Below are 16,575 nucleotides of genomic sequence, written 5' to 3'. Positions count from 1 at the left end.
CTAAGCAATAACATGGACACTTAAGTTACCTCTTGAAAATAGTGGGAGTGAAAATTACGAGTTTCAAACTTTCATACCCCTCTACTAATTATATATCGCAAAAACTTCACAGAATGTTCAAAAAAATATTATTTTTTATGTTTTTTCAAATTACGCTGAACAAATTCATTTCATTTTGCGATTAATTACTTATGAGGAAACAGAAAAAATCCCTGATAAGTTTTAATGGAGAATTTATGAATATTTCATGCGATTTCAACAATACTATTTCACAAAGTTATCTACCATCATCAGAAGAAACAGCGAACATAAAATTAAGGCTTCTGGCCGATCTCAGATCTTGTCTTTCTTACTTGCTACCAAATGGGGTTTTTCATGGTAATAGGTTTTATGTAGGTGATGTACATGGTAATCGAGGAAAAAGTTTAGTAGTAGAATTAACTGGTAGTAAAGCTGGGCTTTGGAAAGATTTTGCAACAAATCAAGGTGGTGATATTATTGATCTTTGGGCAGAAGTACACTCCAAAACAGAATTTCATGAGATAATGGCTTCTATAGCTGAGTGGCTTGGGTATAACAAAAAATATACAGAGAAGCAATACATTGACGAAGACTTTGAGAAATTTATTACCTACAGTTGGAATTATTATGATGAAAATGGTCAGGTGATTGTAAAAGTTTACCGTTCTGATTTTCCTGGAAAGAAAAAAGTATACAAGCCTTTTAATGTTAAAACGTTGAGTTATAAAGCACCTGATACAAGACCACTATACAATATCCCTGGTATTTTGAAGTCTGATAAAATCATTCTTGTTGAAGGTGAAAAATGCGCAGAAGCACTAATAGAAAAAGGAATTACTGCAACAACCACAATGTCTGGAGCAAATGCAGATGCGGACAAAACTGACTGGTCACAACTTAAAGGCAAGCATATTGTTATTTGGCCGGATAACGATGAGCCTGGTAAACAATATGCTGAAAATGCTACTACAAAACTTCTCAGCTTAGGTATTGCATCGCTTTCTATAGTCAAAATTCCAGAAGGTAAACCAAAAGGTTGGGATGCTGCGGACTATGTACAAGAAAACACAAATGTTTCTGACTTCATTGAAAATAACTTGAAAAAGGTAATTATTAGACCACCACTGAACATTTTAGACTGGAGTGCAGATCGTTTTGTAGGTCCAGTACCAGAGCAAAAGTTTCTTGTTGAAGGAATATTTCCTTTGGGTGTTACTTCAATAGTAGCTGCTATGGGAGATACAGGTAAGGGTATGCTACTCCTCGATTTGGCGCTTAAGGTTGCAAGTGACACAGATCAGATATGTGGTTTTGGTTCACCTGTTACTGAACATGGATCAGTAGTAATCTTTTCAGCAGAAGATGATGCAGGCGAGGTACACCGTCGGCTTGAACGTCTTGATCCTGAATGTAAAAGATTAAAATTTAAAGATAAGCTGTTTATAGTACCACTACCAAACGTAAGAGGATCACTGACAATACTGAGAAGTATTCGTGGTAAAATTATTGAAGTTTCGCCTGAATTTGAGTCTATAATAAAACAACTTGATAAAATTAAAGATCTGAAATTAGTTGTGTTTGATCCTCTTGCATCGTTTATTCATGCAGACATAAATGCTGATCCTGCTGTAGGAGATTATCTAATGTGTTTATTGTCTGATTTAGCATGTAGTACCGGAGCTTCGATAGTTACTGCTCATCATCTGAGAAAACCAAAAGGAGAAAAGCCTATATTAACTGCTGAACAAGCACGTGATGCAATTAGAGGCACATCTGCTCTTGTTAATGGTGTCAGATGCTCATATGCTTTTTGGCCAGTAGAAGGTACAGCTAAGCCAGAGATCTTTCAATCAATAGGAGAAGCTCCAAGACAGAATGCGTTATTTTATGGAGCAGTTGTTAAGGCAAATGGTTTAGCTGACCGAACTGTACGTACTTACCTGAGAAACCAAGAAACAGGGCTATTAGAAGATATAACAGTGCAACTAAAAGGTAAAAATGCTAGTGAAAAAGACCTTAAAATGTATCTTGTTGATGCAATTGCAAGATCTGCTGTTGCAGGGCATCCATTCACTCATACAGGAAATACAGGAGTATACAAACAACGGCACAGATTACCTGATATTCTTCATGGTCTAGGGAGAGATAGACTAGAGCGTATAGTACAAGAACTTCTACAAACAAAGAAGTTAGTAAAAGGAATGTCTACAGGCTCGAGAGAAGATAAATGGCTTGATGTTAGAGAAGGCCCTTTTGCTCGTGGTGTTGGAAAATTTACTCATGGAGCTGAAGGTATTATACCAAATCTCATTTCTAACAAGACAAATTAGAAACAGCCCTTTTTGACTATAATTGAAGAGTTTAAGCAAATTCATAATATGTTCTATTTGTCTTTCCAATAACAAAATTAGTTGTAGATAAAATTACGGGTAAGCTCTTCAAGCATCTGAGGGTTTACCCTATTTTTTTATTACAAGCATTGGAATACATTATATATTATAACTTCAACTAGAAGTTGATAGAATATATAAAAAATCATACCACTAATAATTGAATTATGTTCCTATTCCTGCGTTACTGAATCAGTAATCAGAAATTAAGGAATGAAAAATACCTCTAGAAACCTAAACTTTATACTCTCTATTCCTAAAAGTGTTCCTAGAAAGCACCCCTCTAAAGTTGGCCATTATGGCTGATTCTACGTTCCTAAAACCCTTATATTATTATATAATATATATGAGTAATAAATAAAAGTAATAATAAATATAAATAATAGTAAATTACAAACAGTATAAAATGTTAATGAAAGTAAAAAGACTACAAAAATATTACTAAGATATTTAAATTGAATAAAAAAGAACAAATGACTGACAATAGCGTTTTTAAAAGATTCTACGACTTTAAGGTCAATTATACTACCTTGAACTAAAGAACGCTTATAAACCACATTAAAACCGATTAAAAGGCAATTAACACTACATTTTAACTTCGCAAAAGATTCCTACCCAACTTTATCATGTTTTATTTTAGTTATAAAGAAATTTTTTTTAAAGCTGAATTAACTTGAAAGAACATAAAAAACCTAACAAACAGTGGAAGGATAAACATGCTGAGTTTTAAAATCAAAGTCTTTAGTAGATTTAAAAGGCCTAATCATTTTTGTCTTTTTGATGAGCTTTATCGAACCAATTTTAAAATTATTTAAACTTTTTTTGAAAAATTTCCGGAAAAAGTTGTGACTAATCCGGTATAATTATTATAGAGGACTATGAATTTTAGATGCTCCAGAAAGAAGCGGTTAAACAAATGCTTAGAAAAAAATAAAATGACCTTCAATTGCGTTTCAAGACGATTCTGTAATGAATTATACCACCTCTATGCAATAACGCTTGTTGTTTGTAAAGAAATTTCTTACAAGCCTGACAAAAAAATTCACCTTTCTTTATAGGGTTAAAAAAGTTTTATAAAATCTTTAATTCTTTAGTAGAAATCTTATTGGATCAACCTATTTTTCTTCTTTTCACCGAACCATGTCTGAACAAATTTTTCACATGGGGGATGCTTCAAGAAAAAAGGCCAGAATATCAATAGTTTTATTTTTTCATATGGGGGAACGAATTTTTCCCATGCCGTACAAAGTGAGGTTAAAACCCTTCATCCTTATTCCTTTCAATCTTTCATGGAGTGCTATATGCAATCTAAAAATAAATATCCTGGTATTGATCCTTCAATCATTAAACAAATACGAAAACGTGCTAGACAAATTAAATCTTATAAATGCTGTGTTAATTCTGATATTGAAGATATAAAGCAGCAGCTCTTATGTGAAACTTGGTCTGATTTAAGCCAGTATAATGGTGAAGAAAGTGGTAGAAATGCATTTATTCATAGTGTCATAAAAAACCATGCAATAAGCCTTCTACGCAAACAATCCTGTGCTAAACGTGGTAGTAAAGCAGGCGTAGCATTTGTTGATATTACTGACTTGGATGATGTTATTGATGAAAATAGTAATTTTGCAGATAAAGTAGCAGCTAGTGTTGATATAAACGAAGCAATTTCAAAACTACCAAAGCTCTGGCAGGACATTTGTTATCAGCTTGAATCTCATAGTATCTCTGAAATCGCAGAAATACATGGAATATCTAGAACAACCATCTATGACATTAGAGAACAAATACGCGCTAAACTTGCTCATCTCAAAATATATTTATGAAAATTTTTGAACAAATCGTCGTCATTTTGCGATTACATATTATGAAGGGGTAATAAAACTATGACTTTAAAAATAATAAATAGTGAACAAAGAGTAAAAATGGTAACAGGTGTGAAGATAGTAATCTTCGGACCATATGGAATTGGTAAGACCAGTCTGCTTAAAACTTTGAATGAACCGACACTTTGTCTTGATTTTGAAGCTGGGCTACTTGCTGTTCAAGATTGGCAAGGGGATTCTATAAGTATTCGTACCTGGAATCAAGCTCGCGATATTGCCTGCCTAATTGGTGGACCTAATCCTGCATTAAAATCTGATTCAGCATATAGTCAAAGACACTATGAGCATGTATTCAGTAAGTACAAAGATCTAGAATTCTCTAAATATAGCTGTATTTTTATCGACAGTATTACAGTAGCCTCGCGGTTATGTCTTTTATGGGCAAAAATGCAACCAGAAGCTTTCTCTGACAGAAATGGCAAACAAGACATGAGAGCTGCATACGGGTTACTTGCTCAAGAAATGATGGCTTGGCTCAATCAGTTTCAACATATTCCCAATAAAGATATCATTACAGTTGGTACGTTAGGTCAATATTTAGATGACTTCAATCGCCCAACTTGGCTACCACAATGCGAAGGAGCTAAAACTGCCAGTGAAATACCTGGTATTGTTGATGAAGTAATTAGCATGGTAAGCATCAAGAAGGATGATGGTACAGAGGTACGTTCCTTTGTTTGCCATACTATTAATTCTTGGGGATATCCTGCTAAAGATCGTAGTGGTTGCCTTGATATGGTTGAAGAGCCGCATTTAGGTAAATTACTTACAAAAATCAAAACTAAAACCTTTTCTACTTCTACTCAATTTATGCCACACAACTAACTTTTGGAGGTTACATATGTTACAAGACTTTTTAACTACTGGTCAAAAGATTCCCTTTTTCAGTATGAAAGAATATTTGAATGACCAATCACCTATACCGAAAGACATCGTCTCACCAAGAATTTTAACTCAGAGAAGTTTATTGGTTCTAGGTGGCCCTCCTAAAATAGGTAAAAGTGACTTTTTGATCTCTTGGCTTGTCCATATGGCTGCAGGTGTTTCTTTTCTTGGTATGACTCCAAGTAGACCTTTGAAAATCTTCTACATGCAAACTGAAATTGAATACGAATATATGAAGGAACGTTTGCAATGTCTTCAACTTGATCCAGAACTTTTGGCAATAGCTGCTAATAACCTAATAATTACGCCAAAAGTGCATTTATCATTTTGCCATGAAGAAATAAATTACATAAAAGAAATTGCGAAGGAACGCTTTAAGCCTGATATTTTGGCAGTGGACCCTCTGCGCAAAATCTTTAGTAGTGAGTATGGCAATGAAAACGATAATAGCGCTATGCTATTCTTTCTGCAAAAAACTCTTGAAAAACTACGTAATGCTATTAACCCAAATGCTGGAATAATATTAACGCATCACACGAAAAAATTATCCAAGAAAATGCTCGAAGAAGATCCATTTCAGGGCTTAAGTGGTGCTGGATCTCTCAGGGGATTTTACACTACTGGCATGGTGATGGTTGCTTATGATGAGGAAAGTACCAGACGTCAAATAGTATTTGAGCTACGCAATGGTGAACGTGTGCCAAATAAACTTATCGATAAGATCAACGGTAGCTGGCAGCTTCTTGATCAATGGAATAACTGAGCTTTTTTTAAAAATCAATTGATATATAGGGGGCAACTTATGCTGCAAGATTTTTTAACTGATTTCAATAATGCGAAACTACAGAGTAGTTTAATACCTAAAGGTACAATAGTCAAGGTAAAAATGGCAATTAAGCCTGGTGGTTACGAAAATTGGTTCACTAAAAGCTATGATACTGGCAGCATCTATTTAAACGCTGAATTTACCGTCATTGAAGGTCCATACGCAAAATGTAAGATTTACCAAATAATTGGTATTAAAAGTGGCAAATCAGAAGGTAAAGAAGATACTTGGGGAGAATCTGGACGTTCTATGATTCGCAGTATTTTAGAGTCAGCTCGTAATATTCATACAAATGACACATCAGAAAAAGCAGTTCTTGCGCGAAAAATCAACTCAATTGCAGATTTAAACGGCCTGGAGTTCACAGCAAAAGTAGGCATTGAGGCTAATAATACCTATGGAGATAGGAACAGAATTGCTACGGTCATTACTCCTGAACAAGAGAAAAATTCAGACGCTGATTGGATACCATTCTAAATAAATTGCAACTATTTTTATAGTAAATTAATCGGAGGTTACATGGAGTTTTGCATTACTGAATCAAGACAAGAGATAAAAATGTTATTGGCTCACAATATTAAAGAGTGTCTGTCTTACTTATTGCCTGGTGGTAAATTTGGTTATGGGTTCTATTCTGGAAATATTAATAAAGACCACTTGATGGTAGTGGCAGAAGGTAAGCAAACTGGCACTTGGTATAACTGTGATAAGAAAACTAACGGAGATATTATTGAACTCTGGAGCATAATAACCAATAAAACTGATTTTTCTGAGATTACCAGCCTTATAACCAAGTGGCTTAGTGAGCGTATAATAGCAAAATATAGCTACCTTGATAAAAATAATGAGGCTATAGCTTATGTTTATTTGTATAAAAACAATTATAGACATATATGGAATCTAAGAACCTCTAGGAATGGTCTGAAGCCATTATATAACATTCCCGGTATTATTAAGTCTGATGAAGTGATTATAGTTAAAGGTGAAAACCGTGCTGATAGTTTAATAAAGAGAGGTTTTACAGCAACAACTGCAATAGATGATGATATTGAGAAAACGGATTGGTCTATGCTAACAGATAAGCATATAATAATTTGGCCGGAAAAAGATGAACAATATGTTAAAAAAGTAGCAGTGGAACTAGACAATTTAGGTATGTCCTGTGAGAATCCTGAAAGTTTAGGTATATCATCTGAGAACCGTGAAAGTTTAAGTGTATTATCTGAGAAAAAAGCATTTCCTGCTAGTCATTATCTAAATGATAAATCTCCATCACCAGAGGATATAATTTTACCGAGAATTCTTACTCCTGGAGGACTTTTACTACTTGGAGGAGCTCCAAAGGTTGGCAAGACTGATCTACTGCTTTCTTGGTTAGCACATCTGTCAGCGGGACTACCGTTTTTGAGTATGGTTCCAATTAGACCATTAAAGATCTTTTATCTTCAAACTGATCTTGAATATCCCTACATTAAGGAACGGCTACAACAATTGAAATTTGATGATAAATCTCTAGAATTAATATCAAAAAATTTAATTATTACACCAAAAACAAGCTTACTTTTGAATTCTCAAGGAGTAGAAGAAGTAAAAGATATTATAGCAGAGAGACTAGACGTTAAAACAGTTGATATCATTGCTATAGATACACTACGTGGTGTTTTTGATTTCAATCAATATAAAGGAGAAAATAGTAATAGCTCGATGTTTTGTTTTTTAAAAGATAGAGTTGAAAAATTGAGGTCTATAACAAACCCTAGTTGTGGAATCATTTTAACGCACAATACTAACAAGGTATCGAAAAAGTCATTAGTAGAGGAACCATTTCAAAACTTTAGCGGAGCATCGGCTTTAAGAAGTTTTTATACTTCAGGGATAATGATGATCAAGCCAAACGGAGAACAAAATACTCGTCAATTGATATTTGAACTTAGAAATGGTAAATCTATTTTACCTATGCAGATCGAAAAAGTAAATGACAGTTGGCAAACTGTATCAGAAAAACCAACTGTAAAACAACGTCGAAAAAAAAGTTATGACATCATTTTACGGTTAATTAATGAGAGAGCAGCTAAGGGAAAATTTTATACTAAAAGCCAATTTTGCTATTTATTTGAAGATACATTTGGTTTGAAGAGTTGTCATTCCATTCGTAGATATGTTAACGCATTAGTTGCTTCAGGTTATATTAAATTCTATGAAAAAGAAATACCAGAGCGCGTAAAAGTTATGAAAGTGGCTGAGCATTTAACGAGGAGAGATATTTAATAACACTCATTTTTTAAGAACAATAGTAAAAGGATTAAGCCTGTAGCCATATTCCTTAGTACCTATCCCTGACCATGGCAGAGTTTGAATAATATCGTCTTTTTTGACATTTAAACCTAAAGTTATAGCCAATTTCTCTGCTATAGTTTTTTGCATTCTATTTATTGGTTTGCGAATTTGTTGTTCAACATCGTGAATGTTTTCTAAGCGATTTGCAATTTCTCCAACGTTTAAAGTTTTGTATTGCTCTGGAGAAATTCCACTTTTAAAGTCATGAAAAAATTGATCTAAGAAAATAAAAAATATTCTTCCAGACTTTGACTGTGTTTCGATAACTCCTATACCATTAACACAAATGTCATTGCCTTTAATATGGAGCTGAAAAGTCTTTTCTGCTGGAGTAGACTTAGTCTGTTGCAATGGAATGTAAGAATAGCAATTGAATGCCTGAAAAGAAACATTAGGTAATAATTCTGGTACTCCTTTTTCTACTGTTTGATGCAATACTTCATTTAAACTTTGATCTTCGCAAATTAGATCTGCTATAGGAACAATGTGTAGATTCAGTGGTGGCTTAAGACTCTCCTTATTAAAAGTTATTAAAGCAGTAGGGGTGGTTTTTAACTTATCCACAGCAGAGTATGAGTTATCAGGACAGCATTCGGGAATAATTAAGCTGATAAGGCTTGTGTCAACAATAACATAATAAACTCCGGTTGCTACTTTATTACAAGTAATCTTTAAACTTGCTAATTGCTTTTCAAACCATTCTATAACTTTCAAATGATTAACTTTTACCTCTAAAGAAAAGTAACGCTGTTTTTTATAAGTATCAGGTAAAATATCACGTTCACAGAGGTCACACATTATTGGGTTATCATAATCTTCATCATAATCGCTGACAATTTCTAATCTATTGTTGCAGAAAGGATTTATTACATGAAAATCAAACTCATCTTCATCATTAGCACAGATTATAAAGTAATATTCTCTTAAATTTACAAACCCAAGACTTGACAGGTATTGTGCAACTTCTAAATAATCTCTGCTAGGTGTATCATAAGAGTCACTCCACCGTAGCAGATTAGTAACTATTTGCCTGTAGAAAGTTGGATTTTGCTTTTGACAGAATGGTAAGTCCATAAGTATTGGAAAACATTAACTTAAAATCTTCACGTTCTTTTTTATCAAGTACGTGTTCTGAATAATTGATCGCTATATAGTCTGTATTGGCATGAAAAGATAGAGTAACTTTTTTGTTTCTAAATATCACCTTTATATGTTGAACAAGACTAATATTGTAGATTATACTGCCAATTGAAGGCTCTAACACCTTTAACCACTTTTCTATGGAATTTGTGTTTAATGTAAAATAAGTGCTTGGTTCAGGTGACGTAAACTTTAATTCAATTAATTTGATGTCTTTTATTAATTCATGTACACAGTCAGTCAAGAATGTACGCACTTGGGCAACTTTATTCTGATTACGTAGATTAATAAATGAGCATTCACGTTGAAAATATCGACTGGCAATGCTGTTTGCTATTTCTAAGCCACGTTTGAGGTTTTTAGTACACAAATTTACCTGATTGCTATTTAAAGAGAAGTCAAGAATAATCCAGTCAGGTTTGTAACCGTGTATTACTTGGTTTGAGCTAAGTACCAGGTCTGAATCACTAGCACGACGTATAAATAAGTAAATGCGGTCTTGGTAGTAAAAAAAACCTTTGAACTTACTTTCAAAGTTGTCATTTGCTAGAGAATCATGTTGAGTTAATATCTCTCGCAGTACCTCTTTCGACAAAAAATCTTTAAATGAGCTCTGTCTTTGTCTTGGAGGATTATTTAAAATAAATGATGAAAAACTTCTTTTTTGAACTTTATTAAAAAGAAAGACGTGCTTCAGCAAGTTATGGTCAATAAGAAAGAGAGTAAATAGTATAGATTTTTTATCATATTTTACATCGCCACTCAATATAGGCTTTGCTATCTCAATTATGGCTGAATCAGACTTCAAACGGCTAAAGTAGCTGATTAAATAATAATTAGGTAAATAATCAAGGTTGCTGTCGATAAGGAATTTACGCTTTTGCTGAACTGACCTATAGTCATAATAAGGACTATTATCAAACAAATGCTGTTGATAATTGAAGTGTTGTTTAAGAATAACATTTAATTGCTTATTATTAAGAGAGTTAATCCAACTTTTGCACAAATCAGGATTTTGAAAACTCAATAGTAACTCAGTAGCAGGAACTTCAAGATCATCTTCCCAGAATTCTTGATTGGCAATCATTATCCAAAAGAAAAAATATTATGACAACTGTAGTATATTAAACAGTTGCGTCAATACTACCATAAAAAAATAATAAAAAAAAATTGAACAAATTGAAGAGAAAAAGCGATTATATATAATAGGAGGGTTGAAAACAGATAATGTCAATTCTAACGCAATCAGGCAGAGCAGCAATAGCAGCCAGCATAAAAAAGCAATCTATCCATCTTGCTTGGGGAAGTGGTGATGGAAGCTCTGGAAATAGCCATAAAGTAGAAAAAACTTTCGTTAAGGGTGAAATAAAACTTGATCATCAACCTGTTAAAGATGTGAAGGTTGTTACAGGACAAACAATGCATCAGCCAAGTGTTGACTATACAGTTGATAGCAGTACTGGTGTAATTAAACGTACGGAAAATAGCTCTATTCCAGTAAGTGATAAAGTTACCATAGAGTACATTCAAAGCACACCACCTGAACCTATAAATTCTATAAAGCTCTTGAATGAACTTGGCAGACGTACTGCAGATGAAGTGCTATTCTGCACAGGTGATGAAAACGGCGAACTTATAACTCCTTCTGGAAGGTTTAGGCCTTCTGATGTACCAACCAATAATCTTTTTCTCAAATTCACTTTCGATTTCACGGATGCAGCAAATCGAGTAATCAGAGAGCTAGGGGTTATGGTTGGTACTAAAGTAAAAAAAGAATTACCTGAAGGACAGAGATATTTTGAACCTCAAGATATAGAAGACCATGGGATTTTATTGGTTTTGGAACATACCGTACCACTTATCAGAACATCTGCAACTCGGGAAACTTTTTCATTTGTTGTAACTTTTTGAAACAAAATGACTTTAAACGCCTATTATAACCGTTTTAATCCTGACAAAGAATACGAAAAAAGCTTGTTCCTGGCAGGAAGAGGTTTACAGTCTGCAGAATTAAATGAAACTCAGGAGTATGCTCTTTCTAAGCTTAAAGGCATAGGAGATGCAATATTTCGTGATGGTGATGTTGTAACAGGAAGTAATTGTATTATAGATAGAGAAACTGGTAAAGTTACACTTGAAAGAGGAAAAATCTATCTTCGTGGAGCAGTTAGAAAAGTCGAAAAAGAAGAGTTTGTTATTCCACTGAGTACCACAGTTCGTATAGGTGTTTATTATCTAGAATCTACAATTACAGAACTTGAGGACGAAAATCTTCGTGATCCTGCAGTTGGTACAAGAAACTATCAGGAAGTAGGAGCTGCAAGGCTTAAAGTTTCCACCATTTGGGGTTATCAAGCAGAAGGTCTTTCTCCACGTTTTTCTGAAGGAGAATTTTATCCAATTTATAACATTGAAAATGGAGTATTAATAGAACATTCACCGCCACCACAAGCAAACATAGTAACTACAGCTCTTGCTCGTTATGATAAAGAAGCAAATGGATCTTACGTAGTAAACGGTCTAGAAGTAATTTGTTTGCAGAGAGAAGAAGGGGACGAAAAGGGGAAAAAAATATTTGTGATTAATGAGGGCAAAGCTCATGTTGATGGCTATGAGATTGAACTTCCTCACAGTATTCGTGTTTCTTTTGATGACGATCCAGATATAAAATCAGTTGAATCAGAACCACATACTTTTCAGCCAAATAGCCAAAGAGTAATGGAACTGAAGGTGAATGATTTTCCAATAAGTGAAATTAAAAAAGTAGATATAACTGTTCAAAAAACCATTACCATTACTCACGGTTCATACTCAGGAGCTGTTGATCCAATACCTGACTCTGCGGTACTTGAGATTATTCAAATTAAACAAGGCAATGTTATTTATGAAAATAGTATAGACTATAAGTTAAATGCAGGAAACGTTGATTGGTCATTACCCGGCAAAGAACCAGCACCTGGAAGTAGTTACCTTATAACCTATCGCTGTCGCACTCAGGTAAGTCCTGAAGATATAAATGAAGAGGGATGTAAAGTAAGAGGTGCCGTTGATAACAGTCTGGTTCTGATTGATTACACCTGGAAAATGCCACGCTATGATTTAATTACTATCGATAGCAAAGGAGCAGTAAGGAGAATAAAAGGTATAGCTCACCCTTGGCGACCATCAATGCCTAAAGCACCTAGCGGACAACTTTTGCTCTGCTACATTCATCAGACATGGAAAAACGGAGAAAAAGAAGGGGTAAAAATAGTGAATAATGCTATTCATGCTGTACCGATGAATGAGCTTGAAGCAATGAAAAAAGGAATAAATGATCTTTATGCGCTGGTTGCACAGGAGCGTTTACGCAGTGATGCAAATTCAAGAGAACCTACCACCAAAAAAGGAGTATTTGTTGATTCATTCTTTGATGATGATATGCGCGATCAAGGAATTTCGCAGTCTGCAGCAATAGTAAACAAAGAATTAATTTTACCTATAGATGTGGAAATTATTGATGTTGAAAGAGGTAAAGAACCTTATCTTTTACCTTATAAACTTGAACCGGTACTGGAGCAGCTTTTACAGACTAAAAGTGAAAAAATTAATCCATATCAAGCTTTTGATCCAGTCCCGGCACAAATTACTCTAAATAAAAACATTGACCACTGGACAGAGGTTACCACTAATTGGAAAAGTCCAGTAACCAGAGTATTTAATGTTAAAGAAACGACAGAGCTGCTGTCAAGTACTTCATACGAAACTGAATTTATGAGAGAAGCAATACAGAATTTTGAGATCGAAGGTTTTGAGCCAAATGAAAAGCTCAAGGAGGTGAAGTTCGATGGTATCTTCATTCAGCCTACTGCGTAAGAGGTAAAAATATGCTCACAGCTAACAACCAGGGAAAATTAAAGGGAAAGGTGAAAGTGCCAGCAAACATTCCAGCAGGTACTAAATTAGTACAGTTTTACGGTGATAAAGGCAGTTATGGAGAAGCAACTTATACTGGTAAAAAAACAATTACCATAGAGGAAAGAAGAAGAGTTATCGCAGCAAGAAGAGTTGATCCTTTAGCGCAAACGTTTACTTTAAATGAAAGTAGGCACATAGGAGGTGTGGAGCTATGGTTTATAAATAAAGGCAAAAAACGTGTTGTTGTGCAGATTAGAGAAACAGCAGTGGGAGTGCCCTCGCAAACTGTCATTGCTGAAAGCTATATTGAGCCAAAAGATATAAAGATAGATGGCACAGCAACACGTATAGAGTGGTCACCAGTGTTTTGCCATGCAGGAGAAGAGTATGCAATAGTTTTACTTACCGATGATTCAGAGACAACAGTCAAAATAGCAGAACTTGGCAAATATGATGCAGTAAATAGCCGCTGGGTAACGAGTCAGCCTTATCAAGTAGGAGTATTATTATCATCGAGCAATGCAAGTACCTGGACACCGCATCAGAATTTAGATTTAACGTTTCGATTACTAGCTGCAAAATTTAGCGAAAGTTCTCACGTTATTGATCTGGGCAAAGTTACTGTAAATAATGTATCAGATTTAATTGTTTTGACGAACGTCGAAAAAGTAGCATTTGATACCAATGTAGAATTTATCTTAACAGATGAAGAGGGAAGAGAAAACTTTTTGTCTGATAATTTGCCGCTCGCACTGCGTGAAAGATTATCTGGAGAGCTAACGGTAAAAGCAAGCCTAAAAGGAGGGCGAGAGAAAAGTCCAGTGCTATATCCTGGGTTACAGCTAGTTATGGGTAATCTTTCAGAGTCTGGAGATTATGTTACAAGAAGCATTACAGCAGGGGCTAATACTAAGATCACCATAACATATGATGCGCTAATACCTAGCACTGCAGACGTTAAAGCATATGTGCAAAAAAATGTGGATTGGCAATTAGTAAATTTAACATCAGGAAAACCAATAGGGGAAAATTGGGTAGAGAGGACTCATGTACTGACAAACTTTAATGCTAATGAGACAAGAATAAAATTAGTTTTAAGTGGAACGGTTATCTATCGTCCTAAAGTAAAAAATTTGCGAGTGATTATTACTTGAATCAATGCCAAATGACCAAACCAAACGAGGATATCCTTTGCCAAATCCAGAAAATATTGCAGTGGAAGATGTAGTACGTATTCGAAAAGCTATAGAAAAAATAGATGAAGATATTACCGAAAGAGAAGATAAACATAATCAACTTAAAAGTAATTTTGAAAGATTTAGCTTTGAATCTTTTTTAAATTTGTGGGGTAATGAATGACAATTGCCAAAGAAGTAGTTTATGCATTGCATCAGAGACTGAAAGATCTATCTGTAAATGCTACCCCTGATCAACTCGCCTATCTCGCAAAATCTCTAGAGTCTATTGCTGGGCAAAGTACAGTACTTGATATTGTACAGATGACTGATGCAAAATTAAAAGAGCTTCTTGACAGTAGCACAAGTCATTTAAATAAATTAGATAGTAGTAAAAACAATGCATTAGCGGCAATCTCTGAATTAGAAGGAAAGTCGTTAAAGAAAATAGATGAAAAAGGAATTACAAACTTATCACTACTTGATAGCAGAAAAGATTCACATGTTGCCACCATCAATAATGCCGGAGACTTAAATAGCATAAGAAACACATTAAATAGCCTTAAAGCCATAAGCGATATACCAACTGGTTCATCAATTATGAAGGAAATAAAAACCAGAGAAGACCAATTAAAAACACTCACAACTAAATTTAACTCGATTAATGATGTGCCAAATGGGTCATCAATTATAAAAGAGATAAGAAAGCGCAATATGGTTGAACCTGAATCATTACCTTTTCTGTTCGGCATTCTTAATCGATATAATGACTATGGTTGGTCTGATGATAATGGCTATTTCAAAACAGAATTAGGGCAGTGGTATAAAGATACAGCAAAAACCGACTATATGCTGCAGCTCCTTGCAGGTAGTAATACTTATGATTGTACGTATTCTAGTTTTTATCATCCACCACAGTTGTACTTCTTACAAGGAAGTAACGGTAAATTTCTGTACAGAAAAGCATTTTTACGTCGTAGTCACAGCTCAGATCAATACAGTTACCCATATGCACTACTTGGAGTAATATTTGTAAAAAACACTACAAACAGCGATAAAACGCGAACGCTTCATTTTAGTGGTTCATCACGTTGGAGTTCAGGATATGAAGGAGCAGGGTTATTCGTAGGAACACCTAGTCACGTTAATACTAATAAATCGGCAATCTCAGGAATAACTTGGACAAATATTTACAACTACTCAACTAATTCCGCAGTATTTAGTAGTTCAAATAATATTACTGTGCCAGCAAATAAGACAATAGCAATTTTATTTTACGCATCGCCATATTTTTACACATCTGATTATCACCATTACAGTTGGTTTATGAGGTGGAGTATTTATAACTTTCGGAGCAATTTTTTAACTACAGGGCTTGAGATAGATGTGGAAAGAACTCTAAAAGCTTGGCAATGTCCTGGATTATCTAACACGCATGAGATTTGGAGGTAACAAACAATGTCTATCTACATTAGATTTGAAAATGATAAACAAGTAGAAACAACAATACTTGAAAGCAAGCCAAAAGGTAAAAATTGGTATGAAGCGCCAAAAGATTTTGATTGGCAAAAAAGCTATTGTTTAACAGAAGGAGGCAAAATTGCTCAGCGGAATCAAGAAGATATTGAATTGGAGTTATTGCAAAATGCGAAATTTTCTGCACTTTCTAATCTTCGTGCTTATTATGATAACTATACTAACCAATACACAGGACATTCTCACCAGAAGTCTAAGTCGTATGCGATACAAGCGAAAGCCGCAAAAAGCATTCTAGCAGACCAAGATGAAAAGGATAAAGAAATTATAGAACCTTTAGCAAAAGTCCGTGGTATTACAGTTATCGAAATGGCAAGGATAATCGAGGAAAAAGTGAAAAAAGCAGTAAAAGCGATAGTGAAATGCGAGGAGTTGGAAGACATGGCGAAGAGGAAAATTGAAGAAGCTAAAAGTGAAGAAGAACTGCAAACTTTGCTAGATGATTGTAAACAAAAAATGCAAAACCTAGAAACTTAAATTCT

The 16,575-nt window shown here is 34.5% G+C and carries 14 protein-coding genes; 12 read left to right on the top strand and 2 right to left on the bottom strand.

Annotated elements, in window-relative coordinates:
- The first annotated feature begins 236 nt into the window (after positions 1–236).
- The 6 genes from ABWU33_RS02645 (at position 237) to ABWU33_RS02620 (ending at position 8,276) form a co-directional block, all read left to right on the top strand.
- Positions 237–2,351 carry an AAA family ATPase gene (locus tag ABWU33_RS02645; protein WP_264377290.1) on the top strand — a complete coding sequence of 705 codons (2,115 nt, stop codon included), beginning with the start codon at positions 237–239 and terminating at the stop codon, positions 2,349–2,351.
- Positions 2,352–3,712: 1,361 nt separating this feature from the next.
- A complete protein-coding gene (locus ABWU33_RS02640; protein ID WP_007301868.1) occupies positions 3,713–4,237 on the top strand; it encodes a sigma-70 family RNA polymerase sigma factor in 525 nt (174 codons plus the stop codon).
- Positions 4,238–4,297: 60 nt separating this feature from the next.
- On the top strand, positions 4,298–5,122 hold the full coding sequence (locus tag ABWU33_RS02635) for an ATP-binding protein (protein ID WP_012482039.1): 825 nt from the start codon (positions 4,298–4,300) through the stop codon (positions 5,120–5,122).
- Positions 5,123–5,138: 16 nt separating this feature from the next.
- A complete protein-coding gene (locus ABWU33_RS02630; protein WP_264377289.1) occupies positions 5,139–5,945 on the top strand; it encodes an AAA family ATPase in 807 nt (268 codons plus the stop codon).
- A gap of 39 nt (positions 5,946–5,984) precedes the next feature.
- Positions 5,985–6,485 (top strand): hypothetical protein, encoded by a 501-nt coding sequence (locus tag ABWU33_RS02625; protein ID WP_007301871.1) that lies wholly within the window; start codon positions 5,985–5,987, stop codon positions 6,483–6,485.
- Between the two features lie 42 nt (positions 6,486–6,527).
- A complete protein-coding gene (locus ABWU33_RS02620) occupies positions 6,528–8,276 on the top strand; it encodes an AAA family ATPase (protein ID WP_012482040.1) in 1,749 nt (582 codons plus the stop codon).
- 6 nt (positions 8,277–8,282) lie between these two features.
- Here the strand turns inward: ABWU33_RS02620 and ABWU33_RS02615 are convergent, their stop codons facing one another.
- Together ABWU33_RS02615 and ABWU33_RS02610 are read right to left on the bottom strand one after the other, a co-directional pair.
- Positions 8,283–9,419, bottom strand: coding sequence for a hypothetical protein (locus ABWU33_RS02615; protein WP_007303017.1), 1,137 nt, complete (start codon positions 9,417–9,419; stop codon positions 8,283–8,285).
- Positions 9,361–10,572 (bottom strand): hypothetical protein, encoded by a 1,212-nt coding sequence (locus ABWU33_RS02610; RefSeq protein WP_007301877.1) that lies wholly within the window; start codon positions 10,570–10,572, stop codon positions 9,361–9,363. The genes ABWU33_RS02615 and ABWU33_RS02610 overlap by 59 nt, the downstream gene beginning before the upstream one ends.
- Before the next feature lie 140 nt (positions 10,573–10,712).
- Between ABWU33_RS02610 and ABWU33_RS02605 the strand changes: the two genes are divergently transcribed.
- Genes ABWU33_RS02605 through ABWU33_RS02580 form a run of 6 tightly spaced genes read left to right on the top strand, consistent with a single transcriptional unit; the run spans position 10,713 to position 16,570 of the window.
- Positions 10,713–11,396: a hypothetical protein gene (locus tag ABWU33_RS02605; RefSeq protein WP_264377288.1), complete on the top strand. Its 684-nt coding sequence runs from the start codon at positions 10,713–10,715 to the stop codon at positions 11,394–11,396.
- 6 nt (positions 11,397–11,402) lie between these two features.
- On the top strand, positions 11,403–13,340 hold the full coding sequence (locus ABWU33_RS02600) for a DUF4815 domain-containing protein (RefSeq protein ID WP_264377287.1): 1,938 nt from the start codon (positions 11,403–11,405) through the stop codon (positions 13,338–13,340).
- Positions 13,341–13,351: 11 nt separating this feature from the next.
- Positions 13,352–14,536, top strand: a complete 1,185-nt coding sequence (locus tag ABWU33_RS02595; protein ID WP_264377286.1) for a hypothetical protein — start codon at positions 13,352–13,354, stop codon at positions 14,534–14,536.
- Positions 14,537–14,540: 4 nt separating this feature from the next.
- On the top strand, positions 14,541–14,741 hold the full coding sequence (locus ABWU33_RS02590; RefSeq protein WP_353280977.1) for a hypothetical protein: 201 nt from the start codon (positions 14,541–14,543) through the stop codon (positions 14,739–14,741).
- Positions 14,738–16,009 carry a hypothetical protein gene (locus tag ABWU33_RS02585; RefSeq protein ID WP_230609034.1) on the top strand — a complete coding sequence of 424 codons (1,272 nt, stop codon included), beginning with the start codon at positions 14,738–14,740 and terminating at the stop codon, positions 16,007–16,009. The genes ABWU33_RS02590 and ABWU33_RS02585 overlap by 4 nt, the downstream gene beginning before the upstream one ends.
- A 6-nt stretch (positions 16,010–16,015) precedes the next feature.
- Complete coding sequence (locus ABWU33_RS02580; protein WP_264377284.1) at positions 16,016–16,570, top strand: hypothetical protein; 555 nt, start codon at positions 16,016–16,018, stop codon at positions 16,568–16,570.
- Positions 16,571–16,575 lie beyond the last annotated feature (5 nt).

Origin of the sequence: Wolbachia endosymbiont (group B) of Cyclophora punctaria, from assembly GCF_964028235.1 — a bacterium.
Lineage (GTDB): Bacteria > Pseudomonadota > Alphaproteobacteria > Rickettsiales > Anaplasmataceae > Wolbachia.
This window is presented reverse-complemented; position numbering and strand designations above follow the sequence as displayed.

Bases quoted from the DNA above. Each gene is read 5' to 3' on its own strand.
- ABWU33_RS02645 (WP_264377290.1), top strand. From the start codon at position 237: ATGAATATTTCATGCGATTTCAACAATACTATTTCACAAAGTTATCTA.
- ABWU33_RS02640 (WP_007301868.1), top strand. From the start codon at position 3,713: ATGCAATCTAAAAATAAATATCCTGGTATTGATCCTTCAATCATTAAA.
- ABWU33_RS02635 (WP_012482039.1), top strand. From the start codon at position 4,298: ATGACTTTAAAAATAATAAATAGTGAACAAAGAGTAAAAATGGTAACA.
- ABWU33_RS02630 (WP_264377289.1), top strand. From the start codon at position 5,139: ATGTTACAAGACTTTTTAACTACTGGTCAAAAGATTCCCTTTTTCAGT.
- ABWU33_RS02625 (WP_007301871.1), top strand. From the start codon at position 5,985: ATGCTGCAAGATTTTTTAACTGATTTCAATAATGCGAAACTACAGAGT.
- ABWU33_RS02620 (WP_012482040.1), top strand. From the start codon at position 6,528: ATGGAGTTTTGCATTACTGAATCAAGACAAGAGATAAAAATGTTATTG.
- ABWU33_RS02615 (WP_007303017.1), bottom strand. From the start codon at position 9,419: ATGGACTTACCATTCTGTCAAAAGCAAAATCCAACTTTCTACAGGCAA.
- ABWU33_RS02610 (WP_007301877.1), bottom strand. From the start codon at position 10,572: ATGATTGCCAATCAAGAATTCTGGGAAGATGATCTTGAAGTTCCTGCT.
- ABWU33_RS02605 (WP_264377288.1), top strand. From the start codon at position 10,713: ATGTCAATTCTAACGCAATCAGGCAGAGCAGCAATAGCAGCCAGCATA.
- ABWU33_RS02600 (WP_264377287.1), top strand. From the start codon at position 11,403: ATGACTTTAAACGCCTATTATAACCGTTTTAATCCTGACAAAGAATAC.
- ABWU33_RS02595 (WP_264377286.1), top strand. From the start codon at position 13,352: ATGCTCACAGCTAACAACCAGGGAAAATTAAAGGGAAAGGTGAAAGTG.
- ABWU33_RS02590 (WP_353280977.1), top strand. From the start codon at position 14,541: ATGCCAAATGACCAAACCAAACGAGGATATCCTTTGCCAAATCCAGAA.
- ABWU33_RS02585 (WP_230609034.1), top strand. From the start codon at position 14,738: ATGACAATTGCCAAAGAAGTAGTTTATGCATTGCATCAGAGACTGAAA.
- ABWU33_RS02580 (WP_264377284.1), top strand. From the start codon at position 16,016: ATGTCTATCTACATTAGATTTGAAAATGATAAACAAGTAGAAACAACA.